Raw genomic sequence first — 23982 nt, 5'->3', positions numbered from 1 at the left:
GCAATGCGGCAGCAATTGCCCGGTAACGCTCGAGACGCGGCCTAGGGAAACATCATTCACATGGCCCAGCCAGACTCTGCACCACTGACCGGTTACCGGATCGCGGTGACCTCGGCCAACCGCGCCGAGGAGCTGTGCGCCCTGCTGCGCCGCAATGGTGCGGAGGTCTGCAGCGCCGCGGCCATCGACATGATCGCCCTGCCCGACGACGACGAATTGCACCGCAACACCACGGCCCTGATCGCCCGGGCGCCCGATATCCTGGTCGCGCACACCGGGATCGGCTTCCGCGGCTGGATGGCCGCGGCCGACGGCTGGGGCGTGGCCGGCCAGCTGGTCGCCGCGCTGTCGCAGGCACGCATCGTGTCCCGGGGGCCGAAGGCGACCGGGGCGCTGCGCGCGGCCGGTCTGTCCGAGGAGTGGTCACCGAAATCCGAGTCGTCACGCGAGGTTGTGAAATACCTGCTCGAATCCGGGGTGTCCGGCAAGCGGATCGCCGTCCAGTTGCACGGCGCCGCACAGAGCTGGGACCCGCACCCCGGGTTCCTCGGCAAGCTGCGCTCGGCGGGCGCCGAGGTGGTCCCCATCCACGTGTACCGGTGGAAGCCCACACCGGTCGGCGGAGAATTCGACCAGCTGCTCACCGCCGTCGCCAGGCGCCAGTTCGACGCGGTCAGCTTCACCTCCGCCCCGGCCGCCGCGGCACTGCTGGAACGCAGCCGCGAGCTGGACATCGAGGACCAGCTGCTGGCGGCACTGCGCACCGACGTGCACGCGATGTGCGTGGGTCCGGTGACCGCCCAGCCCCTCACCAGGGCGGGGGTCCCCACCTCGTCGCCGGACCGGATGCGCCTGGGGGCGTTGGCCCGTCACATCGCCCAGGAGCTCCCGGCGCGCCGCTCGTGCACCATCGATGCGGCCGGGCACCGGATCGAGATCCGCGGCAGCTGCGTGGTGGTCGACGGCTCGGTCACATCGCTGTCGGGGTCCGGCATGGCGACCTTGCGCGCGCTGGCGCAGCGTCCCGGTGACGTCGTCGCGCGCTCAGACCTGCTGCGCGTGCTGCCCGGCAACAGCACCGATCCGCACGCCGTCGACACGGCAGTGCTGCGGCTGCGAACGGCGTTGGGCGACAAGACCATCGTCGCCACCGTGGTCAAGCGCGGCTACCGGCTCGCCGTTGACGACCCGCCGGAGTCACCGGCCTGAGCCCGGCGGTGCTTGATCTTTGATCCGGTGCGGGTGATCCTGGCACCATGCCCCGCCGCGAAGAGCCGTCGCGCGGGATCTTCGATCCGGTCGCCAAGATGCTGAATTTGCCCTTCGGCACACCGGAGTTCATCGACCGCATCGTCACCGGGAGCATCCACCAGGTGGGCCGCCGGACCCTGCGCATGCTGATCACCACGTGGGACGCCGCCGACGGCGGGCCGTTTGCGGCCGGCGCGGTCGCCTCCACGGGGATGGCCAAGACCGCCGAGATCGTCGAGGGCATGTTCATCGGTCCGGTGTTCGGCCCGCTGCTGCGGGCGCTGGGAGCCGACAAGGTGGCGGTGCGCGCGTCGCTGTGCGCCTCGCAACTGGTGGGCCTGGGCATCATGCGGTACGGCCTGCGATCCGAGCCGCTGCACTCGATGTCGGTGGACGCCCTCGTGGACGCGATCGGACCGACGTTGCAGCGTTATCTGGTCGGTGACATCACCCGGTGACGCTACGAGCTAGGCGCCGCTCCGCCCGATCTGGACTGAGCCCCCGGACGTGACGCGCACCGCGTAGACGGGCACCGAGATGTCCGGGTCGTCCAGGCAAGTCCCGTCGTCCAGCGCGAAAGCCTGCTTCAGGATGGGCGATTGGACAATCACACGGCCGTCGCGGTCGCCGACCAGGCCCCGGGACAGCACCGCCGCACCGGAGAACGGGTCGATGTTGCCGACCGCGCGCACCGACCCGTCATCGAGCCGGAACAGCGCGGCCTGCGCACCGTCGTCGAGCAGCACGCCCACGCCACGACCGGGGATGAGGTGGTCGTACGCACAGGCGGTCGTCCACACCTGAATGTCGTTGACCAACGTCACGATTCCTCCTGAGCTGACTCACGGACCCGGGGCATCCCGATGGACACGGGGATTTTGCGTCCCGCCTGCTCGGTGAACGTCACGGTCGGGTCGACGGCGTCCGGGGCGTTGACGAAGGACACGAAACGGGACAGCTTGTCCGGATCCTCCAGCACGCCCTTCCATTCGCACTGGTAGTTCTGCACGTGGCGCCGCATCGCCTCCTCGAATTCCGCGGCCAGGCCCAGCGAGTCCTCGCAGACGACCTCGCGGACATGGTCGAGGCCACCCTCGAGTGAGTCGACCCACGGCGCCGTGCGCTGCAGCCGGTCGGCGGTGCGGATGTAGTACATGAGGAACCGGTCGACGTAGCGGACGAGGGTCTCGGTGTCCAGGTCGGAGGCCAGCAGCTGCGCGTGCTTGGGGGTCATGCCGCCATTGCCGCCGACGTAGAGGTTCCAGCCCTTTTCGGTGGCGATGACGCCCACGTCCTTGCCACGGGCCTCGGCGCACTCCCGCGCGCAGCCCGAGACGCCCATCTTGATCTTGTGCGGCGCCCGCAGGCCGCGGTAGCGCAATTCCAGGTCGATGGCCAGCTGCACCGAATCCTGTTGCCCGTAGCGACACCAGTCGGTGCCCACGCAGCTCTTCACGGTGCGCAGCGCCTTGCCGTAGGCGTGGCCGGACTCCATGCCACCCTCGACGAGGCGGCGCCAGATCTCGGGCAGCTGTTCCACCCGCGCCCCGAACATGTCGATGCGCTGGCCACCGGTGATCTTGGTGTAGAGCCCGAAATCCTGTGCTATCTGGCCGATCAGGATCAGGTGCTCGGGTTTGATGTCCCCGCCGGGCACCCGCGGCACCACCGAGTAGCTGCCGTTCTTCTGGATGTTGGCCAGGAAGTGGTCGTTGGAGTCCTGCAGCGCGGCCTGCTCGCCGGAGAGAATGTGGTCCGAGCCGGTGGACGCCAGGATGGAGGCGACGACGGGTTTGCATATGTCGCAACCCTTTCCGCGGCCGTAGCGCTCCAGCAGGCCCGAGAACGTGCGGATCTCGGTGGCCGAGATAATCTCGAACAGCTCCGCCCGCGACTGGTCGAAGTGCTCGCACAGCGCCTTGGACTGCTCGACCCCCTCGGCCTCCAGCAGCTGCTTGAGCAGCGGCACGCACGAGCCGCACGAGGTGCCTGCCGCCGTGCACGCCTTGAGCGCCGCGACGTCGGCGCAGCCGTCGGCGATCGCGCACTTCAAATCGCCCTTGCTGACGTTGTTGCAGGAGCAGATCTGCGCCGAATCCGGCAACGCTCCGACACCCAGAGCCGAAGCGCCACCGGCGGATTGGGCCGGTGCGATCAGCGCCAGCGGATCCCCGGGCAGCTCGCTACCGACCATGGGACGCAACACGCCGTAAGACGACGCGTCGCCCACCAGCACCCCGCCGAGCAGGGTCTTGGCGTCATCGGAGAGCACGAGCTTCGCGTACGTCCGCTTCACGGCGTCGTTGACGGCGACCTCGAGGCAGTTCTCCGTCGCGCCCATCGCGTCGCCGAAGCTGGCGACATCGACGCCAAGCAGCTTGAGTTTGGTGGACATGTCCGCTTCGCCGAATTCCGCGGACCCGCCCAGCAGCCGGTCCGCCACCACCTCGGCCGAGGTGTAACCGGGCCCGACGAGCCCGTAACACCGGCCCCCGATCGCGGCGACCTCCCCCACCGCATAAATGTCGGGATCGCTTGTCTGGCAGGACAAATCGGTGAGGACGCCACCCCGTTCGGCGAGCGTGAGTCCCGCGGCCGCCGCGAGCTCGTCACGCGGGCGGATCCCGGCCGCGAAGATCACCACGCCCGCATCGATGATGTCGCCGTCCGTCAGGCGCACCCGCACCGACGCCGGACCGTCGGCGGGCTCCACGGGTTCGATCGCCTCGGTGCCCGTGCCGACGTGCACGGCGATCCCCAGCTCGCCGACCATCCTGGCGAGTAGCGCGCCACCGGCCTCGTCGATCTGCTGGGCCATCAGACGCGGCATCATCTCGATGACGTGGGTCTGTAACCCGAACTGGCGCAACGCATTCGCGGCCTCGAGCCCCAGCAGGCCGCCGCCGACGACCACCCCCGCGCATGCGCCGCCCTCGAACGCGCGCTGCGCGCCGGCGCGGATGGCGTCCAGATCGTCGAGGGTGCGGTAGACGTGGCACGCGGACAGGTCGTGTCCGGGCACGGGCGGAACGAACGCGTACGACCCGGTGGCCAGCACCAGCTTGTCGTAGGCGTGGCGTTGCCCGTCGGCGGTCACCACCGACTTGGCCGCCGGGTCGATTTCGACGACGCGCGCGTTCAGCACCAACCGGACCCGCTCGTCACCGGCGTAGTCGTTGCCGGGCAGCGCCAGCATGCTGCGGTCCCAGCTCTCGGTGTAGGAGGTCAGCCCGACGCGGTCATAGGCCGCGTCGGGCTCCTCGGCGAGCACGGTGACGCGCCACGCACCTTCGCTGTCGCGGGCGCAGAGCGCCTCGACGAACCGATGGCCGACCATTCCATGCCCCACCACGACAATGTGACGTACCGCACAGTTCGCGCGCGAAATCCCCTCGGCAGGCACGAAATTGAGCGTACCGGTGGCTAATTAAGGGCCCGTCGCCTGGTGTTACGCGCAGATGACGGAACGCTCACGAAACTATGCGATCGTGGTGAGGCCGTTCGCCCACGGCGAACCCCCAGGTGGAACTTAAGCGTCCTCGGCTCATGTTGGTAGTGGTAGCCGACCGGTAAGGCGCCGGTCACAGCCAACTCACAAGGAAGCGTAAGGAGATGCCAATGAGCAACCTCGCATTGTGGTCGCGACCGGCCTGGGACACCGACCGGTGGTTCCGCGACCTCTTCGGGCCCGCCGCGGCGACGGACTGGTACAAACCCGCGAACGAGCAGACGGGCAGCGGATTCCGGCCGGCCGCCGAGATCGTCAAGGACGGCGACGACGCGGTGATACGCGTCGAGCTGCCCGGCGTCGACGTGGAGAAGGACGTCAACGTCGAGGTGGAACGCGGCCGCCTGGTGATCCACGGCGAACACCGCGACGAGCGCGCGGACGAGCGGGAGGGCCGCACGTTGCGTGAGATTCGTTACGGCTCGTTCCGCCGGACGTTCCAACTGCCCGCGCACGTCACGAGCGAGGCCGTCTCGGCGTCGTACGACGCCGGCGTGCTGACCGTGCGAGTCGCCGGCGTCCACGCCGGAACCCAGCCGCAGCGCATCGCGATCGCCAAGTAACCCGCGAACGCCCCGGAGCGGCACTCGACGACTTCCGGCGGGGCCCTTCGGCCTCGCCGGAGTCGTCTCGGCGCGGCGCCGGCGCGGTGCCGTGGCTGGGATCGGGGGCGTAATGTGATTTACAACACCGCCTGCCCAGGAGATTCGTTGACCAGCACGACCGGCTCCACCGAACTCGCCGAACTACACGACCTCGTCGGCGGTTTGCGGCGCTGCGTGAGCTCACTGAGGGCGCGGTACGGCGACAGCCCGGCGCTGCGCCGCCTCGTCATCGACGCCGACCGCATCCTGTCCGACGTCGACCTGCTCGATGCCGACGTGTCCGAACTGGACGTGATACTCGCCACGGTGCAGCAATCAGAAGAGAAGATCGCCATCCCCGACACCCAGTACGACAGCGAATTCTGGCGCGATGCCGACGACGAGGGTGTCGGAGGCCACAGCAGGTACTGATTTAACCCAAACCCCCGCAAACCAGGGGGTGCTTCTCTGTGTACCCTTCGATCAACAGCCCGTTCGAAGAGGAACACTAGATGAGCGCACCCACGGCGAACCGTCCTGCGTCAGGTGTCTTTTCACCCACGCGCGCCCGCATCCCGCAACGGAGCCTACGCACCGACCGGTGGTGGATGTCGCCGCTGCGGATCGACCTGGGCTTCGCCGCATTCCTCATCTACGCGACGGTGCGCGCGTTCTTGCAGGACAACTACTTCGTCCCGAAGTACCACTACCTGACGCCGTTCTACTCACCGTGCGTCAGCACCGGTTGCGCCAAGGAGGCCAGCGAGTTCTGGCCGCAGATCCTGCCGGATGTGTGGTGGCTGCCGTACGCGGCCCTGACGCTGCCGTTCCTGCTGCTGTTCCGGCTGACGTGCTACTACTACCGCGGCGCCTACTACCGCACGGTCTGGCAGTCGCCCAGCGCGTGCGCGGTGGCCGAGCCCCGCGTCCACTACACCGGCGAGACCAGGCTCCCGCTGATCATCCAGAACAGTCACCGGTACTTTTTCTACGTCGCCGCGATCATCTCGGTGATCAACACCTACGACGCCATCGTCGCGTTCCATTCCGAGGACGGGCCGGGCGGATTCGGTTTCGGCCTGGGCAACCTGGTCCTGGTCGGCAACGTCATCATGCTGTGGACCTACACGCTGTCCTGCCACTCGTGCCGGCACGTGACCGGCGGGCGGCTCAAGCACTTCTCCAAGCACCCTGTGCGGTACTGGATCTGGACCCAGGTCAGCAACATCAACACCCGGCACAAGATGTTCGCCTGGATCACGCTGGGCACCCTGATGCTCACCGACTTCTACATCGCGCTGGTGGCCAGCGGTACCATCCCTGACCTGAGATTTGTTGGCTGAGAAGCCATTTCAGGAATACCCAGAAAAGGCTGAGTGAGGTTCCATGGTTGAGGTCGAACGGCACTCCTACGACGTCATCGTCATCGGTGCCGGCGGCTCCGGGTTGCGGGCGGTCATCGAAGCGCGCGAACGCGGCCTGCGGGTCGCGGTGGTGTGCAAGTCCCTGTTCGGCAAAGCCCACACGGTGATGGCCGAAGGCGGCTGCGCCGCGTCGATGGGCAACGCCAACCCGAAGGACAACTGGAAGACCCACTTCGGCGACACCATGCGCGGTGGGAAGTTCCTCAACAACTGGCGGATGGCCGAGCTGCACGCCAGGGAGGCCCCGGACCGCGTCTGGGAGCTGGAGACCTACGGCGCACTGTTCGACCGCACCAAAGACGGCAAGATCAGCCAACGCAACTTCGGCGGGCACACCTATCCGCGCCTCGCGCACGTCGGTGACCGCACCGGGCTGGAGCTGATCCGCACGCTGCAACAGAAGATCGTGTCGCTGCAGCAGGAGGACTACGCGGAGGTCGGCGACTACGAGGCCCGGATCAAGGTCTTCGCCGAATGCACGATCACCGAGCTGCTCAAGGACGGCGACCGGATCGCCGGTGCGTTCGGCTACTGGCGGGAGAGCGGCCGATTCATCGTGTTCGAGGCCCCCGCGATCGTGATGGCCACCGGCGGGATCGGCAAGTCGTTCAAGGTGACCTCCAACTCCTGGGAGTACACCGGCGACGGGTTCGCCCTGGCGCTGCGCGCCGGCGCGTCGCTGATCAACATGGAGTTCGTCCAGTTCCACCCGACGGGCATGGTGTGGCCGCCGAGCGTCAAGGGGATTCTGGTCACCGAGGGCGTGCGCGGCGACGGCGGGGTGCTGAAGAACTCCGACTCCAAGCGCTTCATGTTCGACTACATCCCACCGGTCTTCAAGGGTCAGTACGCCGAGAGCGAGCAGGAGGCGGACCAGTGGCTCAAGGACAACGACGCGGCGCGCCGCACCCCGGACCTGCTGCCCCGCGACGAGGTGGCACGCGCGATCAACTCCGAGGTCAAGGCCGGACGTGGTAGCCCGCACGGTGGGGTCTACCTGGACATCGCCTCCCGCCTGACGCCCGAGGAGATCAAGCGGCGGCTGCCGTCGATGTATCACCAGTTCATGGAGCTGGCCGGCGTCGACATCACCAAGGAGCCAATGGAGGTCGGGCCCACCCTGCACTACGTGATGGGCGGGATCGAGGTCGACGCGGACACCGGTGCGGCCACCGTGCCCGGGCTCTTCGCCGCCGGCGAGTGCTCGGGCGGCATGCACGGCTCCAACCGGCTGGGCGGCAACTCGCTGTCGGACCTGCTGGTCTTCGGCCGGCGGGCGGGCCTGGGCGCGGCCGACTACGTGCGCACGCTCAGCAGCCGCCCGACGATCGCACCGGAGGTCCTCGAGACCGCGGCCGAACAGGCGGTGGCACCGTTCGAGGGCCCCGCCGACAAGGCCGCGGCGGAGAACCCCTACACCCTGCAGCTGGAGCTGCAGCAGTCGATGAACGACCTGGTCGGCATCATTCGCAAGGCGGACGAGCTCTCCGAGGCCCTGGACCGGCTCGACAAGCTGCGGGCCCGGTTCAAGAACATCCACGTCGAGGGTCAACGCCGGTACAACCCGGGCTGGAACCTGGCCATCGACCTGCGCAACATGCTGCTGGTCAGCGAATGCGTCGCCAAGGCCGCACTCGAGCGCACCGAGAGCCGCGGCGGGCACACCCGCGACGACCACCCGGCGATGGACTCGGCGTGGCGCAAGGTGTTGCTGGTCTGCCGCGCGGCAGCGGGCTCGGATCCCGTGATCCCCGACATCGCGGTGACTCGAGAGGCCCAGGTGCCGATGCGCGCCGATCTGATGGAGCTCTTCGAGATCTCCGAACTGGAGAAGTACTTCACCGACGACGAACTGGCCGCGCATCCGGGACGGACCTCAAGGACGGAGAAGTAAATGACCTACAACGCGACCCTGCGGGTGTGGCGTGGCGACGAGGCCGGCGGCGCGCTGCAGGACTTCACGGTCGAGGTCAACGAGGGTGAGGTGGTGCTCGACGTCATCCACCGCCTGCAGCAGACCCAGACACCCGACCTCGCGGTGCGGTGGAACTGCAAGGCGGGCAAGTGCGGCTCCTGCTCGGCCGAGGTCAACGGCAAGCCCCGGCTGATGTGCATGACCCGGATGTCCACGTTCGCCGAGGACGAGGTCGTCACCGTGACGCCGATGCGCACTTTCCCGGTCATCCGCGACCTGGTCACCGACGTGTCGTACAACTACGAGAAGGCGCGCGAGATCCCGTCGTTCGCGCCGCCGAAGGAACTGCAGCCCGGCGAGTACCGGATGGCGCAGTCCGACGTGCAGCGCTCCCAGGAATTCCGCAAGTGCATCGAGTGCTTCCTGTGCCAGAACGTCTGCCACGTGATCCGCGACCACGAGGAGAACAAGAAGGCCTACGCCGGGCCCCGGTTCCTGATGCGCATCGCCGAGCTGGAGATGCACCCGCTGGACACCCGGGACCGGCGTAACGACGCCCAGGAGGAGCACGGCCTGGGCTTGTGCAACATCACCAAGTGCTGCACCGAGGTGTGCCCGGAGAACATCAAGATCACCGACAACGCGCTGATCCCGATGAAGGAGCGCGTCGCCGACCGCAAGTACGACCCGATCGTCTGGCTGGGTAACAAGCTGTTCCGCCGCTGAGGCGCCGGGCCTCCAGGAAAACCCCGTGGCGATCGCGAGCGCGGCGCAGCCGGGCGAGGCGGGTCGCCACCATCAGGACTAAGCGCCCAGGCGCCGGAACCCGCTGCGGTGGAACACGATGGGCGCCACCTCGGCGTCCACGGTCACCTCGTTGACCCGCAGCACGACGATGGTGTGGTCGCCGGCCGGGATCAGCTGCTCGACGGCGCTTTCCAGCCACAGGCCGGTGCCCTTGATGAAGACCGCGCCGGAGTCGTTGGACACCGTTTCCAGGCCGGCGAACCTGTCACCGGTCTTGGCGGCCAGGGTGCGCGCGGCCGCGTCGTGGGACTCGCCCAGCACGCTGATGCCCAGCATCGGCGCGGCCTCGAGTTTGGGCCACGTGGTCGAGGTGTTCTGCACGCAGAATGAGACCAGCGGCGGCTCCAGCGAAACCGGTACGAAGGTGCTGACCGCCAAGCCCACGCGATTGCCGTCGACCTGCGCGGCGATGGCCACCACTCCGGAGGGAAAGTGGCCGAACGCCTCGCGAAGGGAGGTCGGAGTCAGCTTGTTGTTCGAGTTCATCGGCCTTCGCTCGTGATCGACGACTTCCCGCCCGACCCTACTAGACCCGGCCGCGCCGACCGGCGGCCGGCGCCGCAAGCCTCTGAAACCCCGGCAAACGGCGCCCAACCCAACCGGTTGGTTAATTAGATTATGAAATTTAGCTCACATCGACTTGCGTGGAACTGTCCGACGGGGATATTTTAGCAGTGTTACTGGTGGGTAACTTAGACTTAGTACCCAACCACGGTGTGGCATTCTCAACGAGGAGGACCGTAGTGAGCCACTACAAGAGCAACGTCCGCGACCAGGTGTTCAACCTTTTCGAGGTACTGGGCGTTGACAAGGCTTTAGGGGCGGGCGAGTACGGCGACCTGGATGCCGACACCGCGCGCGAGATGTTGAGCGAGATCAGCCGGCTGGCCGAGGGTCCCGTCGCCGAGTCGTTCATCGACGGCGACCGCAATCCGCCGGTTTTCGACCCTGAGACACACTCGGTGACGCTGCCGGAATCCTTCAAGCAGTCGGTCCGGGCCGTCTTGGCCGCCGGGTGGGACAAGGCCGGCATCGACGAGGTCCTCGGTGGCATGCCGATGCCCAAGTCGCTGGTCTGGGCGCTGCAGGAGCACATCCTGGGCGCCAACCCGGCGGTGTGGATGTACGCCGGCGGCGCCGGGTTCGCCAACATCATCCACCACCTCGGCACCGCGGAGCAGAAGAAGTGGGCGGTGCTGTGTGCCGAGCGCGGCTGGGGCGCGACCATGGTGCTCACCGAGCCGGACGCCGGCTCGGACGTGGGCGCCGGCCGGACCAAGGCCGTCAAGCAGGACGACGGCTCCTGGCACATCGAGGGCGTGAAGCGGTTCATCACCTCCGCCGACTCCGACGACCTGTTCGAGAACATCGTCCACCTGGTGCTGGCCCGCCCCGACGGCGCCGGTCCCGGCACCAAGGGCCTTTCCCTGTTCATCGTGCCCAAGTTCCTGTTCGACTTCGAGACCGGCGAGCCGGGGGAGCGCAACGGTGTGTTCGTCACCAACGTCGAGCACAAGATGGGCCTGAAGGTCTCGGCGACCTGTGAGTTGTCGTTCGGCCTGCACGACGTGCCCGCCAAGGGCTGGCTGGTCGGCGAGGTGCACAACGGCATCGCGCAGATGTTCGAGGTCATCGAGATGGCCCGCATGATGGTCGGCACGAAGGCCATCGCGACCCTGTCGACCGGCTACCTGAACGCGCTGGAATACGCCAAGTCCCGGGTGCAGGGCGCCGACATGACCCAGATGACGGACAAGACCGCACCGCGGGTGACCATCACGCACCACCCCGACGTGCGCCGGTCGCTGATGACCCAGAAGGCCTACGCCGAGGGCCTGCGGGCGCTCTACCTGTTCACCGCGACCTATCAGGACGCGGCGGTCGCCGAAGCGCTGCACGGCGTCGACGCCGACCTGGCCGTCAAGGTCAACGACCTGATGCTGCCGGTGGTCAAGGGCGTGGGCTCCGAACAGGCCTACGCGAAGCTGACCGAGAGCCTGCAGACACTCGGCGGGTCCGGCTTCCTGCAGGACTACCCGATCGAGCAGTACATCCGCGACTCCAAGATCGACTCGCTCTACGAGGGCACCACCGCCATCCAGGCGCAGGACTTCTTCTTCCGCAAGATCGTCCGCGACAAGGGGGTGGCGCTGGCGCACGTGTCGGGTCAGATCCGCGAGTTCGTGGACGGCGAGTCGGGCAACGGACGGCTGAAGTCCGAGCGCGAGCTGCTGGCCAAGGCGCTGGCTGACGTCGAGGCGATGGCGGGCACGCTGACCGGCTACCTGATGGCAGCACAGGAAGACGTGACCAGCCTCTACAAGGTCGGCCTGGGGTCGGTGCGCTTCCTGATGAGCGTCGGCGACCTCGTCATCGGCTGGCTGCTGCAACGTCAGGCCGCGGTGGCCGTGCAGGCGCTCGACGCCGGCGCCGCTGGCGAGGAACGGTCGTTCTACGAGGGCAAGGTCGCGGTTGCCTCGTTCTTCGCGAAGAACTTCCTGCCGATGCTGGGCGCCACCCGCGAGGTGATCGAGACGCTGGACAACGACATCATGGAGCTCGACGAAGCCGCCTTCTGACTGGCGGCCCGACGGGCCCGGACGAACACCCGGAAATCCCCCGCTTCCACGCGGGGGATTTCCGCATCCGCCGAGCACAGTAGGCCGAGCACAGTAGTCCGAGCACAGTAAAAAGACCGCCGCTGGATCCCCTCTGTCCAGCGGCGGTCCATTCCGTACGCCGTCACCGCCACGTGACGGACGGCCGATTCAGGGATGCCCCGTATTGCCGTCGGGGTCAGACCACAACACGGGGCTTCCGCGCCGTGGGTTACCCAGCTTCGGCGCAGCCAACCGGATGTGCTCCATGCCATCGCCGGTGGTCGGGCCCCGTCAGGCCTCCAGGATCGCCGCGACGCCCTGACCGCCGGCGGCGCAGATCGAGATCAGGGCCCGGACGGTGCCGCCGCCCTTGCGCTCCGCTTTCTTCTCGGCGACCTGCTTGGCCGCCTGGGCGAGAATGCGGCCCCCCGTGGCCGCGAAGGGGTGGCCCGCGGCCAGCGACGAACCGTTGACGTTGAGCCTGGACCGGTCGATCGAGCCCAGCGCGGCGCCCAGGCCCAGCCGCTCCTTGCAGTACTCCTCGGATTCCCACGCCTGCAGGTGCGCCAGCACCACCGACGCGAACGCCTCGTGAATCTCGTAGAAATCAAAATCCTGCAATCCCAGTCCGTTTCTCGCCAGCAGCCGCGGCACCGCGTAGGTCGGCGCCATCAGCAGGCCGTCGCGTCCGTTGACGTAGTCCACCGCGGCGGTCTCCGCGTCCACCAGATAGGCCAGCGGCGCCCGGGAGTGCCCGCTCGCCCACTCCTCGGAGGCCAGCAGGGCCACCGACGCCCCGTCGGTCAGCGGCGTCGAGTTGCCGGCGGTCATCGTCGCGTCCCCGGCCTTGACCCCGAAGACCGGCTTCAGGGTGGCCAGCTTTTCCGCGCTGGAGTCCGGGCGCAGGTTGTCGTCGCGGTAGAGCCCCAGAAAGGGCGTGACCAGGTCGTCGAAGAAGCCCCGGTCGTAGGCGGCGGCCATGTTGCGGTGGCTGGCGGCGGCCAGTTCGTCCTGGTCGACCCGTTTGATGCCCATCTGCTTGGCGGTGACGGCCGCGTGCTCGCCCATCGACATCCCGGTGCGCGGCTCTTTGTTGGCCGGGATCTCGACGCCGAGGGTGGCCGGCAGCTTGCCGACCAACTTCAGCCGCTCGACGTGCGACGCGGCCCGGCGCAGCCTCAGCAGGGTGCGGCGCAGGTCGTCGCCGAACCCGATCGGCGGGTCGGACGTGGTGTCCACCCCGCCCGCGGCGGCCACCTCGTAGCGGCCCGCCGCGATCCCGTCGGCCGCGGCGATCGCCGCCTGCAGGCCGGTGCCGCAGGCCTGCTGGACGTCGAACGCGGGCGTGTACGACGACAGCGCGGAGCCCAGCACGGATTCCCGCGTCAGGTTGAAGTCGCGGCTGTGTTTGAGCACCGCGCCGCCGACCACCACGCCCAGCCGCTCGCCGGCCAGCCCGAACCGGTCCACCAGCCCGTCCAGCGCCGCGGTGAACATGTCCTGGTTGGACGCCTCGGCGTAGGCGCCGTCCGAGCGGGCGAAGGGGATCCGGTTGCCACCCAGCACGGCGACGCGTCGCCTGGTCTGCGTGCTCTTCGGGGCGGCCTGGTTGTTTGCCTGTGCAGGGGCCACGTTCATCTCCGGTTGTCGGCATGGGTCGGCCACTGAGGGCCACTGGGGGCATCCTACCCGCTATTCTTACTCTGAAGTAAGTTCAGCACCGATACCGTTGGCCCAATAGGACGCGAAACCACCGACACGGAAGGCAGCGCAGTGGCTCCCAAGCTTTCGTCGGACCTGTTGTCACAGGTCGTCAACTCCGGCCCCGGGTCGTTTCTGGCGAAACAGCTCGGTCTCCCCCAGCCCGCGACGCTGCGCCGCTACCGGGCCGGCGAGCCGCCGCTGGCCGGGTCGCTGCTGATCGGCGGGGAGGGCAGAGTGGTCGAGCCGATCCGCGCCGCATTGGCCGAGGACTACGACCTGGTGGGCGACAACATGGGCGGCCGCTGGGCCGACAAGTTCGGCGGCCTGGTCTTCGACGCCACCGGGATCACGGCGCCGGCCGGACTGCGGCAGCTGCACGGGTTCTTCACCCCGGTGCTGCGCAACCTCGGCCACTCGTCGCGGGTCGTGGTCGTCGGCACCACGCCCGACGCCGCCGCAGGCCCGCATGAGCGCATCGCCCAGCGCGCGCTGGAGGGCTTCACGCGCTCGCTGGGCAAAGAACTGCGCCACGGCGCCACCGCGGCGCTGGTGTACCTGTCGCCGCACGCCAAGCCGGCCGCGACGGGCCTGGAATCGACCCTGCGGTTCATCCTGTCAGCCAAGTCGGCGTACGTGGACGGCCAGGTGTTCTACATCGGTGAAGCCGACTCCACGGCGCCCGCGGACTGGGACCGCCCGCTGGACGGCAAGGTCGCCATCGTGACCGGCGCCGCCCGCGGCATCGGCGCGACCATCGCCGAGGTGTTCGCCCGCGACGGCGCGCGCGTCGTCGCCCTCGACGTCGAGTCGGCCGCCGAGCCGCTGGCCGAGGTCGCGACCCGGGTGGGGGGCACCGCGCTGGCGCTCGACGTCACCGCCGAGGACGCCGTCGATAGGATCACCCAGCACCTGCGCGACCACTACGGCGGCCACGCCGACGTCCTGGTCAACAACGCCGGCATCACCCGGGACAAGCTGCTGGCCAACATGGACGATGCCCGCTGGGACGCCGTGCTGGCGGTCAACCTGCTCGCTCCGCTGCGGCTCACCGAGGGGCTGGTCGGCAACGGCAGCATCGGTGAAGGTGGCCGGGTGATCGGTCTGTCTTCGATGGCCGGTATCGCGGGCAACCGCGGACAGACCAACTACGCCACCACCAAGGCCGGGATGATCGGCCTCACCCAGGCGCTGGCGCCCGGACTGTACGAGAAGGGCATCACGATCAACGCCGTCGCACCCGGTTTCATCGAGACCCAGATGACCGCGGCCATCCCGCTGATGACCCGCGAGGTGGGCCGGCGCATGAACTCGCTGCTGCAGGGCGGCCAACCGGTCGACGTCGCCGAGACCATCGCCTACTTCGCCAGCCCGGCCTCCAACGCGGTGACCGGCAACGTCATCCGCGTCTGCGGCCAGGCCATGCTCGGCGCGTGACCAGGACTCCCGGGAGGACACGATGAATCAGCCGAGCGGCATGCTGAACATGCTGCGCGCAGCGGCCGGGGCCCTGCCCCTGGTGGCCCGTTCGGACCAACTGCCCACCCGCACGGTCAACGTCGACGAACTGCGCATCGACCACACCAATGTGGCCGAGTACGCGGCGCTCACCGGGCTGCGCTACGGCAACCACGTGCCGCTGACCTACCCGTTCGCGTTGACCTTCCCCGTGGTGATGTCGCTGGTGACCGGCTTCGACTTCCCCTTCGCGGCGCTGGGAGCGGTGCACACCGAGAACCACATCACCGCGTACCGGCCCATCGCGGTCACCGACTCGGTCGGCGTGCGCGTGCGCGCGGAGAACCTGCGCGAACACCGCAAGGGACTGCTGGTCGACCTGGTGACGGACGTCAGCGTCGGCAACGAGGACGCGTGGCATCAGGTGACGACGTTCCTGCACCAGCAGCGCACGAGCCTGTCGGACGAACCGAAACCGCCGCCGCAGAAGCCGCCGAAGCTGCCCCCGCCCAGCGCGCTGCTGCGGGTCACGCCCGCACAGATCCGCCGGTACGCCGCCGTCGCGGGCGACCACAACCCGATCCACACCAACCCGATCGCCGCCAAGATGTTCGGGTTCCCGACGGTCATCGCGCACGGGATGTTCAGCGCCGCAGCGGTATTGGCGAACATCGAGGCCCGCCTGCCCGACGCGGTAGGGTACTCGGTGCGCTTCGGCAAGCCGCTGGTGCTGCCCGCCACCGCGGGTTTGTACGTCCGGGAATGCGACACGAACGCCGCGGGCTGGGACCTGGCGCTGCGCAACGTCGCCAAGAAGTACCCGTACCTCACGGGCACCGTCCGCGCGCTCTGAACGGTTTCCGGATTCAGCGGGTGCGCGGGTACGGCGTCGGGGGCGGCGTATCGCGAACGGGCACGACGGCTTTGAGCAGGTGCGCGCCGACCGCGGTGACCAGGAAGACCAGAAACAGCCACAGCGGGGGCTCGGCCAGCTCCCAGACGAACACCGCAGCCCACAGCGGCGACCCCTGGGTGACCGCGAGCACCCCCGCGGCACCGGCGAGCGAGACCGTCGGCATGTGCAGATGCGTCCCGACCGCCCAGTCGGCGATCAGCGCCATCAGCGAACCGGCCGCCGCACCGGTGGCCAGCGACGGCGTCAACATGCCGCCGGCACCGCCGGCGCGCAGGAACAGCGCGGTCAACAGCGGTTTGAGGACCAGGATCACCGCCGCCGCCGACAGCGTCATGCCGCTGGCCAGGCTGACGGTCAGGATGCTGCGCCCGTTGCCGGGCAGGTCTGGCCACCAGTGCGAGCAGACGCCCATCACCAGCCCGGCGGTCCCGAGCGCGGGGACCAGCACCCAGGTCCGCATCGGGCGCGGCGGCCGTGCCGCGGCCATCAGCCGGTCGAACGCCAACCCCACCGCGAGCGCCACCGGGGCCAGCAGCAGCGCTTGCCCGGTCAGCACGGGGGACAGACCCAGGCTGGGCCAGTCCAGCACGGGTTTGTCCTTGGTGATGAGCGAACCGACCGCGACGGCGAGGCTGGAGGTGACCAGCGCCGCCCCCACCGCCCGCAACCGCCAGGTGCGCAGAATGATGCGCACCGAGAACAGCGCACCGGCCAGCGGAACGGCGTAGACCGCGCCGAGCCCGGCGCCGGCCGCACACGCCAGCAGGATCTGCCGGTCACCCGGGGACAGCCGCCTGAGCCAACCCATGGCCACGTCGCCGAGTGCGGCCGCGAACTGGCGCGGGGCGCCCTCCCGGCCGAGGGACGCCCCGGACCCGACCAGCACGACCTGCAGCAGGGCGTCGATGCTCCAGGTCAGGCGCGGTACCCGATCCCGGCGGGCGACGGTCTGCGCGAGCTCTGGCACCTCCGTCGTGCGCCGCAGGATCCACCAGCCGATCGCCGCCAGCGCAGCGCCGACCATCGGCCCGAGCGCGCGACGCACCGGGCTGCTGCCGGTGATCCCGGCGAGCAGCGTGCCGAAGGTGTAGTGGTACGTCACGTGCTCGACGAAGCGCAGCACCGCCGACGTCGTCAACCCGGCGACCCCGGCCAGCAAGCCGACGGCGATCACGGCGCAGAAGAAGTCCAGGTTGCGGCGCACGAAGCCAGGGACTACCCGGACAGCGTGCCCGGACCGCCGTCGCCGCGCAGCGCCGTCGCGGGCTCGCGATCCTCCGGGGCGCCACGCAGACCGTGCCAGAACAGGTCGATCATCAGCTCGGCCGCCTCGTCGACGTCGATGTCGCCGGTGGAAAGCCGGGTGGCCATCGCCTCACCCGCGCCCACCAGCGCCACGGCCATCATCTGGTTCTCGATCTCCGACCTCGGGGTACGGCTGCCGGCACGCACCAGCCCCGCCACCATCTCGATGATCTGCTCGCGGCCCTCGCGCACCATGTGGGCGAACGCCTGCGAGCTGCTGGCCTGGGTGTACATCACGATCCACGACGCCCGGTTGGTGTCGATGTAGCGCAGGAACGACACGATGGTGTTGCCCAGCAGGTCCCGGGGACCGTGCGTGAAGTCGATGTCGGCGCGCACCGCATCGATGAACCGGCCCAGTTCGCGGTTCAGGCAGGCGCCGAACAGGTCTTCTTTGGAGCCGTAGTACAGGTAGAGCATCGGCTTGGAGATCTGCGCCTCGGCGGCGATGACGTCCATCGAGGTCTCGTGGTACCCGTTGACCGAGAACATCTGCACCGCGGCGTCGAGCATCTGCTGCTCGCGCACGGCACGGGGCAGCCGCTTGGTACCACCTGCCATCCGTTGCGCCTTTCCAGCCCCACTGTCTCCAGACAAGAATAACGACCCTGCTTGGGCTTCAGCGCCCGCACGCCCGGTTGCGGCCCTTCATCGTCGCGACGCGCACCACCGAGTCGTCGACCGCCGGCATCGACAGTTCGCCGGCGGCGACCGCCTTGTCCAGCCGGTCGAGCACCGCGGGAACCTCCGCGGTGGTGACCCACAGCGCGACGTCGGTCCCGGCCTGCAGGCTGCGCAGGACCGCTTCGGCAACGCCGTACCGATCGGAGATCGCGGCCATGCTCGACAGGTCGTCGCTGAAAACCGGGCCGGTGAACGGCGGGCCGCCATAGCCGGTGCCGTCGCGCAGCAACTGCACCGCCGGCCTGCTGAGACTGGCCGGGGCGCCGTCGGTCAGTCCGGGGACCTGCAGGTGTCCCATCATCACCGCGACCGGGGCCGCCTTCACCAACGTCCGGTAGGGAACGAGGTCGTCGCCTCGCAGTTCGCTCAGCGGCGGCGTCACCACCCCACCGGAATGCGAGTCGCCGGAGCCGTGCCCGTGCCCGGGGAAATGCTTGAGCACCGGGAGCAGCCCGGCGTCGCGCAGCCCCTGCGCGTACGCGCCGGCGTAGGCGGTGACGGTGGCGGGGTCGCTGCCGAACGAGCGGTCGCCGATCACGGAGTCGTCGGGGGCGTCGGTGACGTCGGCCACCGGGGCGAAGTCGACAGTGATGCCGAGGTCGCGCATCTTCTTGCCGCGCTCGGCCGCCAGGTCGTGCACCTGGTCGACGGTCTGCGTTCTCGCCAGCACCCGGGGTGCGGGCGCGGACCCGATCAGCGACTTCAAGCGGGACACCCGGCCGCCCTCTTCGTCGACGCTGACCGCGAGCGGCAGCGGACCCGCGTGCGCGGCGATGTCGGCCAGGGGCCCCCGGAAGATCGACAGGTCCGTCCAGCTGCCGATGAAGATTCCGCCGACGTGGTAGCCGTCGACGACGGCCCGGGCGTCGTCGGCGTTTTTCACCCCCACCATCACCAGCTGCGCCAGCTTGTCGCGCGTCGACAGCTGGACCGTAGGGTCGCCACAGACCGGCGCGGGAGCGGGGGACGGCTTGGCCGCCGCGCCCGAGGAGGCGGCCGGCGGCCGCGCGGCGTGGTGGCCGCAGCCCGCCACGAACGCGCCCGCCACGACCAACGTTGCGGTGGCCAGCACGGCCCGGGTGCGCGGAAAAGGCATCGGCACATGGTGTCACGGCCCGGTCCGGGCCCCCGGGCGCGGGGACCCGCCGGGTGACGTTTCACCCGGCGCGCATCTCGATCGGCGCCGTCCGGCGCCGGTCGCCCGTCTGCTAGGTTGGCGCTACGTCTGTTCACCCCGAGGAGCCTGAGGAGAACCCGGATGAACCGGATCGTTGCGCCCGCCGCCGCCAGCGTGGTGGTCGGCCTGTTGCTGGGCGCAGCAGCGACTTTCGGGGTCACGCTGATGGTGCAGCAGGACACGAAGCCGCCACTTCCCGGGGGCGATCCGCAGTCGTCAGTGCTCAACCGGGTCGAGTACGGCAACCGTAGCTAGCCCGGCGCGGGCATCCGCGTGTGCCCGGGCCGGCGCGCCGGCCTCGTCCCCGCCGGCCGCCCCGCTGTCTCGGCAATGGTTGCTGCTGGTCGGGGCGATCGCGCTGGCGCTGACGTTCGCCCAGTCCCCCGGCCGGGTCTCCCCCGACACCAAACTCGACCTCACCGCCAACCCGCTGCGGTTTCTGGTCCGCGCGACCAGCCTGTGGAACAGCGACCTCCCGTTCGGCCAGGCGCAGAACCAGGCCTACGGCTACCTGTTCCCGCACGGCACCTTCTTCCTGGCCGGCCACCTGCTGGGACTGCCCGGCTGGGTGACCCAGCGCCTGTGGTGGGCGCTGCTGCTCGCCGCGGGTTTCTGGGGGCTGCTGCGGGTCGCCGAGGCGCTCGGCGTCGGCAGCCCGGCCTCCCGGGTGGTCGCCGCGGCGGCGTTCGCGCTGTCGCCGCGGGTGCTGACCACGCTCGGTTCGATCTCGTCGGAGACACTGCCGATGATGCTGGCGCCCTGGGTGCTGCTGCCGACGATCCTGGCCCTGCGGGGCAGCGCGGGATCGGCTTCGGCCAGGTCGGTGCGGGCGCTCGGCGGACAGGCCGGGCTGGCGGTCGCGTTGATGGGCGCGGTCAACGCCATCGCGACGCTGGCCGGCTGCCTGCCCGCGGTCATCTGGTGGGCCTGCCACCGGCCCAACCGACTGTGGTGGCGCTACACCGGTTGGTGGCTGCTGTCGGTGTCCCTGGCCGTGCTGTGGTGGGTGGTGGCGCTGGCGAAGCTGCACGCCATCAGCCCGCCGTTCCTGGACTTCATCGAATCCTCCGGCGTGACCACCCAGTGGTCGTCGCTGACCGAGATCCTGCGCGGCACCGACAGCTGGACCCCGTTCGTGGCGCCGACCGCCACCGCGGGCGCGCCGTTGGTGACGGGGTCGGCGGCCATCCTGGGCACGTGCCTGGTCGCCGCGGCCGGGCTGGCCGGGCTCGCCCGCCCCGGCATGCCCGCACGGGGCCGGCTGGTGACGATGCTGTTGGTCGGCGTGCTGCTGCTGGCCGCGGGCTACAGCGGGGGCCTGGGATCGCCGCTGGCCCACCAGGTGCAGGCGTTCCTCGACGCCGGCGGCGCGCCGTTGCGCAACGTGCACAAGCTGGACTCGGTCGTCCGGATCCCGGTGGTGCTGGGCCTCGCCCAGTTGCTGGGCCGGGTGCCCCTGCCCGGTGGGGGGCCGGGCGGCGCGCCGCGGGCTGAGTGGCTGCGGGTGTTCGCCCACCCGGAACGCGACAAGCGGCTCGCGGTCGCGATCGTGGTCTTCACGGCGCTGCTGGTCAGCACGTCGCTGGCCTGGACCGGCCGGCTCACGCCGCCGGGCACGTTCACTGCGATCCCCCGCTACTGGCAGGACGCCGCCGCCTGGCTCGACGAGCACAACACGGGGACACCACGGCCCGGACGCGTGCTCGTGGTGCCCGGTGCGCCCTTCGCCACCCAGATGTGGGGCACCAGCCATGACGAGCCGTTGCAGGTGCTCGGCGGCAGCCCGTGGGGGGTGCGCGACTCCATTCCGCTGACCCCGCCGCAGACCATCCGGGCGCTGGATTCGGTGCAACGACTGTTCGCCGCCGGTCGCCCCTCGGCCGGCCTCGCCGATACCCTTGCTCACCAAGGGATCTCGTACGTCGTGCTGCGCAACGACCTGGATCCCGACACGTCGCGCTCGGCGCGCCCCATCCTCGTGCACCGCGCCGTCGGAGGGTCGCCGCGCCTGACGAAGGTGGCGCAGTTCGGCGCGCCGGTGGGCCCCGGCGCCGTGGCGGGCTTCGTCGCGGACAGCGGGCTGCGACCGCGCTACCCCGCCGTGGAGATCTATCGCGTCGCATCGCCGAACGGCGGATCCGACGACCCCGGCGCCCCCTATTTCGCCGACATCGACGGGCTGGCCCGGGTCGACGGCGGGCCCGAGGTGCTGTTGCGCCTCGACGAGCGCCGGCGGCTGCGGGGGCAGCCGGCACTGGGTCCGGTGCTGATGACCGCGGACGCCCGGCGCGCCGGTCTGCCGGCGCCGCTGGTGACCGTCACCGACACCCCGGTGGCCCGCGAGACCGACTACGGCCGGGTGGACCAGCACTCCTCGGCCCTCCGGGCGGCCGGTGACGCCCGGCACACGTTCAACCGGGTGCCCGACTACCCGGTTCCGGGCGCCGACACGGTGTTCGGCGCCTGGACGGGCGGCCGTATCACCGTGTCGAGTTCGTCGTCGGACGCCACGGCGATGCCCGACGTCGCCGCGGCCACCTCCCCCGCCGCCGCGGTCGACGGCGACCCGGCGACCGCCTGGGTGTCCAACGGATTGCAGGCGGCCGTCGGGCAGTGGCTGCAGGTCGACTTCGACCACCCGGTGACCAACGCGGTCATCACGGTGACGCCCAGCCCGACCGCCGTCGGCGCGCAGGTGCGCCGCATGCTGGTCGAAACCGCCACCGGCAGCACGACTCTGCGATTCGACGAGGCTGGCAAGCCGCTGACCGCCGCGCTGCCCTACGGCGAGACCCCGTGGGTGCGGATCACCGCGGCCGGCACCGACAACGGGTCCTCGGGCGTGCAGTTCGGCATCACCGAGCTGTCGATCACCCAGTACGACGCGTCGGGATTCGCCCATCCCGTCGACCTGCGGCACACCGCGCTGGTTCCGGCACCCCCGCCGGGTGCCGCCGTCGCGGGCTGGGACCTGGGCCCGGAGCTGCTCGGCCGGCCGGGGTGCGCCCCGGCTCCGGACAGCGTGCGCTGCGCGGCGTCGATGGCGCTGGTGGCCGAGGAGCCGGTCACCTTCAGCCGCACCCTGGCCGTGCCGGACCCGACGTCGGTGACCCCGAAGGTGTGGGTGCGGCCCCGACAGGGACCCAGGCTCGCCGATCTGATCGCGCAGCCGAATAGCACGCGGGCACAAGGCGATTCCGACACGGTGGATGTCCTGGGCTCCGCGTATGCGGCCACCGACGGTGACCCGGCCACCGCGTGGACGGCACCGCAGCGGGTCGTGCAACACAGGGTCCCGCCGACGCTGACCCTCACCCTGCCGCGGCCCACCGAGGTCGCCGGGCTGCGGCTGGTCCCCAGCCGCTGGGAGCTGCCGGCGCGCCCGACGCTGGTGGCCGTCAACCTGGGCGACGGCCCGCAGGTCCGGGAGCTGACCGCGAGCGGCGGGGCGGGCGGGACCCAGTCTTTCGAACTGGCCCTGCAGCCCCGGGTCACCGACACCGTCACCGTCAGCCTGCTGCACTGGCACGATGTCATCGACCGCAACGCGCTGGGATTCGACCAGCTCAAACCCCCGGGGCTGGCCGAGATCACGGTCCTGGGCGCCGACGGCCGGCCGATAGCGCCCGCCGACGCCGCCCGTAACCGGTCCCGGGTGGTCGACGTCGACTGCGGCCACGGCCCGGTCATCGCCGTCGCGGGCCGGTTCGTGCACACCTCGATCCGGACCACCGCGGGCGCGCTGCTGGACGGCGACCCGGTGCGGGCGCTGCCCTGCGAGCGCGACCCGATCGCGCTGCCGGCGGGCCGGCAGGAACTGCTGATCAGCCCGGGCGCCGCGTTCGCGGTGGATGGGGCCCAACTGGCGGCCGCCGGTACCAGCGCACTGCCCCCCGCTTCCGGCTCCCCGATGCCCGCGGCGACCGGAGCGTGGAGTTCCGACCACCGCGAGGTGCGCGCGCCCGCGTCCGCGCGGTCCCGGGTGCTGGTCGTTCCCGAAAGCATCAACCCCGGCTGGGTGGCGCGCACCGCCACCGGGGTCCGGCTGACGCCGGTCGCCGTCAACGGGTGGCAGCAGGGCTGGGTGGTGCCCGCGGGCGATCCCGGTGCCATCACGTTGACCTTCGCCTCCGACGCGCAGTATCGGGCGGGCCTGGCGGTGGGGCTGGCGCTGCTACCGCTGCTGGCGCTGCTGGCCTGGTGGAGACGCCGCCGTCCCGACGCCGACCCGCCCGCGGCGCCATGGTCACCCGGGGGGTGGGCCGCCGTCGCGGTGCTGGCGGCCGGCGCGGCGATCGCCGGTGCGGCGGGCCTGGTGGTGGCCGGTGCCGTGCTCGCGCTGCGGTATGCGCTGCGGGACCGGAACTCCGACGCCGTCATGCTTGCACTGAGTGCGGGGGGTTTGATCCTGGCCGGAGCCGTGCTGTCCCGGCATCCGTGGCGGTCAGTCGACTTCTATGCCGGCCATTCGGCGAATGTGCAACTGCTGGCGCTGATCTCGGTCACCGCGGTCGCCGCGTCCGCGGTGACGATGCGGGCCGGGCAGCGGCCCGAGGAGGAACCGCGGCATTGACACCGCGGTGACGATGCGGGCCGGGCAGCGGCCCGAGGAGGAACCGCGGCATTGACACCGCGGTGACGATGCGGGCCGG

The 23982-nt window shown here is 70.0% G+C and carries 19 protein-coding genes; 12 read left to right on the top strand and 7 right to left on the bottom strand.

The window, feature by feature from the left end:
• Positions 1-60 precede the first annotated feature (60 nt).
• Positions 61-1209 (top strand): uroporphyrinogen-III synthase, encoded by a 1149-nt coding sequence (locus FPZ47_RS11775; protein WP_144950351.1) that lies wholly within the window; start codon positions 61-63, stop codon positions 1207-1209.
• Between the two features lie 47 nt (positions 1210-1256).
• Positions 1257-1709 carry a TetR/AcrR family transcriptional regulator gene (locus FPZ47_RS11770; protein ID WP_144950349.1) on the top strand — a complete coding sequence of 151 codons (453 nt, stop codon included), beginning with the start codon at positions 1257-1259 and terminating at the stop codon, positions 1707-1709.
• Between the two features lie 9 nt (positions 1710-1718).
• Here the strand turns inward: FPZ47_RS11770 and nirD are convergent, their stop codons facing one another.
• Positions 1719-2075 carry a nitrite reductase small subunit NirD gene (gene nirD / locus FPZ47_RS11765; protein ID WP_144950347.1) on the bottom strand — a complete coding sequence of 119 codons (357 nt, stop codon included), beginning with the start codon at positions 2073-2075 and terminating at the stop codon, positions 1719-1721.
• Positions 2072-4654 (bottom strand): nitrite reductase large subunit NirB, encoded by a 2583-nt coding sequence (nirB, locus tag FPZ47_RS11760; protein WP_144950345.1) that lies wholly within the window; start codon positions 4652-4654, stop codon positions 2072-2074. Before nirB ends, nirD begins: the two co-directional genes overlap by 4 nt.
• A gap of 215 nt (positions 4655-4869) precedes the next feature.
• Here nirB and FPZ47_RS11755 point away from each other — a divergent pair, with 215 nt between their 5' ends.
• From FPZ47_RS11755 to FPZ47_RS11735, 5 genes are all read left to right on the top strand, one after another.
• Positions 4870-5322, top strand: coding sequence for an Hsp20/alpha crystallin family protein (locus FPZ47_RS11755; RefSeq protein WP_144950343.1), 453 nt, complete (start codon positions 4870-4872; stop codon positions 5320-5322).
• 147 nt (positions 5323-5469) lie between these two features.
• Positions 5470-5775 (top strand): hypothetical protein, encoded by a 306-nt coding sequence (locus FPZ47_RS11750; RefSeq protein ID WP_144950341.1) that lies wholly within the window; start codon positions 5470-5472, stop codon positions 5773-5775.
• An 80-nt stretch (positions 5776-5855) separates the two neighbouring features.
• Positions 5856-6686: a hypothetical protein gene (locus FPZ47_RS11745; RefSeq protein ID WP_144950339.1), complete on the top strand. Its 831-nt coding sequence runs from the start codon at positions 5856-5858 to the stop codon at positions 6684-6686.
• A 43-nt stretch (positions 6687-6729) separates the two neighbouring features.
• The gene (locus FPZ47_RS11740; protein ID WP_144950337.1) at positions 6730-8661 is read left to right on the top strand and encodes a fumarate reductase/succinate dehydrogenase flavoprotein subunit; all 1932 of its coding nucleotides are present in this window, start codon (positions 6730-6732) and stop codon (positions 8659-8661) included.
• Complete coding sequence (locus tag FPZ47_RS11735; protein WP_144950335.1) at positions 8662-9408, top strand: succinate dehydrogenase/fumarate reductase iron-sulfur subunit; 747 nt, start codon at positions 8662-8664, stop codon at positions 9406-9408. It begins immediately after the preceding gene.
• Positions 9409-9486: 78 nt separating this feature from the next.
• Here the strand turns inward: FPZ47_RS11735 and FPZ47_RS11730 are convergent, their stop codons facing one another.
• On the bottom strand, positions 9487-9975 hold the full coding sequence (locus FPZ47_RS11730; protein ID WP_144950333.1) for a flavin reductase family protein: 489 nt from the start codon (positions 9973-9975) through the stop codon (positions 9487-9489).
• 257 nt (positions 9976-10232) lie between these two features.
• On the opposite strand from FPZ47_RS11730, the gene FPZ47_RS11725 reads away from it, so the two are divergent.
• A complete protein-coding gene (locus FPZ47_RS11725; protein WP_144950331.1) occupies positions 10233-12068 on the top strand; it encodes an acyl-CoA dehydrogenase in 1836 nt (611 codons plus the stop codon).
• Between the two features lie 312 nt (positions 12069-12380).
• Here FPZ47_RS11725 and FPZ47_RS11720 read toward each other — a convergent pair whose 3' ends face one another.
• Positions 12381-13727 carry an acetyl-CoA C-acetyltransferase gene (locus FPZ47_RS11720; RefSeq protein WP_144950329.1) on the bottom strand — a complete coding sequence of 449 codons (1347 nt, stop codon included), beginning with the start codon at positions 13725-13727 and terminating at the stop codon, positions 12381-12383.
• Between the two features lie 135 nt (positions 13728-13862).
• Here FPZ47_RS11720 and FPZ47_RS11715 point away from each other — a divergent pair, with 135 nt between their 5' ends.
• Positions 13863-15227 (top strand): 3-oxoacyl-ACP reductase, encoded by a 1365-nt coding sequence (locus tag FPZ47_RS11715; protein ID WP_144950327.1) that lies wholly within the window; start codon positions 13863-13865, stop codon positions 15225-15227.
• Between the two features lie 22 nt (positions 15228-15249).
• Positions 15250-16101: a MaoC/PaaZ C-terminal domain-containing protein gene (locus FPZ47_RS11710; RefSeq protein ID WP_144950325.1), complete on the top strand. Its 852-nt coding sequence runs from the start codon at positions 15250-15252 to the stop codon at positions 16099-16101.
• Positions 16102-16114: 13 nt separating this feature from the next.
• Here FPZ47_RS11710 and FPZ47_RS11705 read toward each other — a convergent pair whose 3' ends face one another.
• From FPZ47_RS11705 to FPZ47_RS11695, 3 genes are read right to left on the bottom strand one after another with little or no spacing between them, the layout of a single operon-like run.
• A complete protein-coding gene (locus FPZ47_RS11705) occupies positions 16115-17368 on the bottom strand; it encodes a chloride channel protein (RefSeq protein ID WP_144950323.1) in 1254 nt (417 codons plus the stop codon).
• An 11-nt stretch (positions 17369-17379) separates the two neighbouring features.
• Positions 17380-18030 (bottom strand): TetR/AcrR family transcriptional regulator, encoded by a 651-nt coding sequence (locus FPZ47_RS11700; RefSeq protein WP_144950321.1) that lies wholly within the window; start codon positions 18028-18030, stop codon positions 17380-17382.
• A 58-nt stretch (positions 18031-18088) separates the two neighbouring features.
• Positions 18089-19249: a glycoside hydrolase family 3 N-terminal domain-containing protein gene (locus FPZ47_RS11695; RefSeq protein WP_144950319.1), complete on the bottom strand. Its 1161-nt coding sequence runs from the start codon at positions 19247-19249 to the stop codon at positions 18089-18091.
• Positions 19250-19411: 162 nt separating this feature from the next.
• Between FPZ47_RS11695 and FPZ47_RS11690 the strand changes: the two genes are divergently transcribed.
• Positions 19412-19585: a DUF2613 domain-containing protein gene (locus FPZ47_RS11690; protein ID WP_144950317.1), complete on the top strand. Its 174-nt coding sequence runs from the start codon at positions 19412-19414 to the stop codon at positions 19583-19585.
• 64 nt (positions 19586-19649) lie between these two features.
• Positions 19650-23903, top strand: coding sequence for an alpha-(1->3)-arabinofuranosyltransferase (locus FPZ47_RS11685; protein ID WP_144950314.1), 4254 nt, complete (start codon positions 19650-19652; stop codon positions 23901-23903).
• Positions 23904-23982 lie beyond the last annotated feature (79 nt).

Source organism: Mycobacterium helveticum, from assembly GCF_007714205.1.
Classification (GTDB): Bacteria; Actinomycetota; Actinomycetes; order Mycobacteriales; family Mycobacteriaceae; genus Mycobacterium; species Mycobacterium helveticum.
Note: the sequence above shows the minus strand (reverse complement) of the source record. Positions and strands in the feature narration are given on the sequence as shown.

Excerpts from the sequence above, each read along its gene's own strand:
- FPZ47_RS11775 (WP_144950351.1), top strand. The coding sequence starts at position 61 with ATGGCCCAGCCAGACTCTGCACCACTGACCGGTTACCGGATCGCGGTG.
- FPZ47_RS11770 (WP_144950349.1), top strand. The coding sequence starts at position 1,257 with ATGCCCCGCCGCGAAGAGCCGTCGCGCGGGATCTTCGATCCGGTCGCC.
- FPZ47_RS11755 (WP_144950343.1), top strand. The coding sequence starts at position 4,870 with ATGAGCAACCTCGCATTGTGGTCGCGACCGGCCTGGGACACCGACCGG.
- FPZ47_RS11745 (WP_144950339.1), top strand. The coding sequence starts at position 5,856 with ATGAGCGCACCCACGGCGAACCGTCCTGCGTCAGGTGTCTTTTCACCC.
- FPZ47_RS11740 (WP_144950337.1), top strand. The coding sequence starts at position 6,730 with ATGGTTGAGGTCGAACGGCACTCCTACGACGTCATCGTCATCGGTGCC.
- FPZ47_RS11735 (WP_144950335.1), top strand. The coding sequence starts at position 8,662 with ATGACCTACAACGCGACCCTGCGGGTGTGGCGTGGCGACGAGGCCGGC.
- FPZ47_RS11730 (WP_144950333.1), bottom strand. The coding sequence starts at position 9,975 with ATGAACTCGAACAACAAGCTGACTCCGACCTCCCTTCGCGAGGCGTTC.
- FPZ47_RS11720 (WP_144950329.1), bottom strand. The coding sequence starts at position 13,727 with ATGAACGTGGCCCCTGCACAGGCAAACAACCAGGCCGCCCCGAAGAGC.
- FPZ47_RS11710 (WP_144950325.1), top strand. The coding sequence starts at position 15,250 with ATGAATCAGCCGAGCGGCATGCTGAACATGCTGCGCGCAGCGGCCGGG.
- FPZ47_RS11700 (WP_144950321.1), bottom strand. The coding sequence starts at position 18,030 with ATGGCAGGTGGTACCAAGCGGCTGCCCCGTGCCGTGCGCGAGCAGCAG.
- FPZ47_RS11695 (WP_144950319.1), bottom strand. The coding sequence starts at position 19,249 with ATGCCTTTTCCGCGCACCCGGGCCGTGCTGGCCACCGCAACGTTGGTC.
- FPZ47_RS11690 (WP_144950317.1), top strand. The coding sequence starts at position 19,412 with ATGAACCGGATCGTTGCGCCCGCCGCCGCCAGCGTGGTGGTCGGCCTG.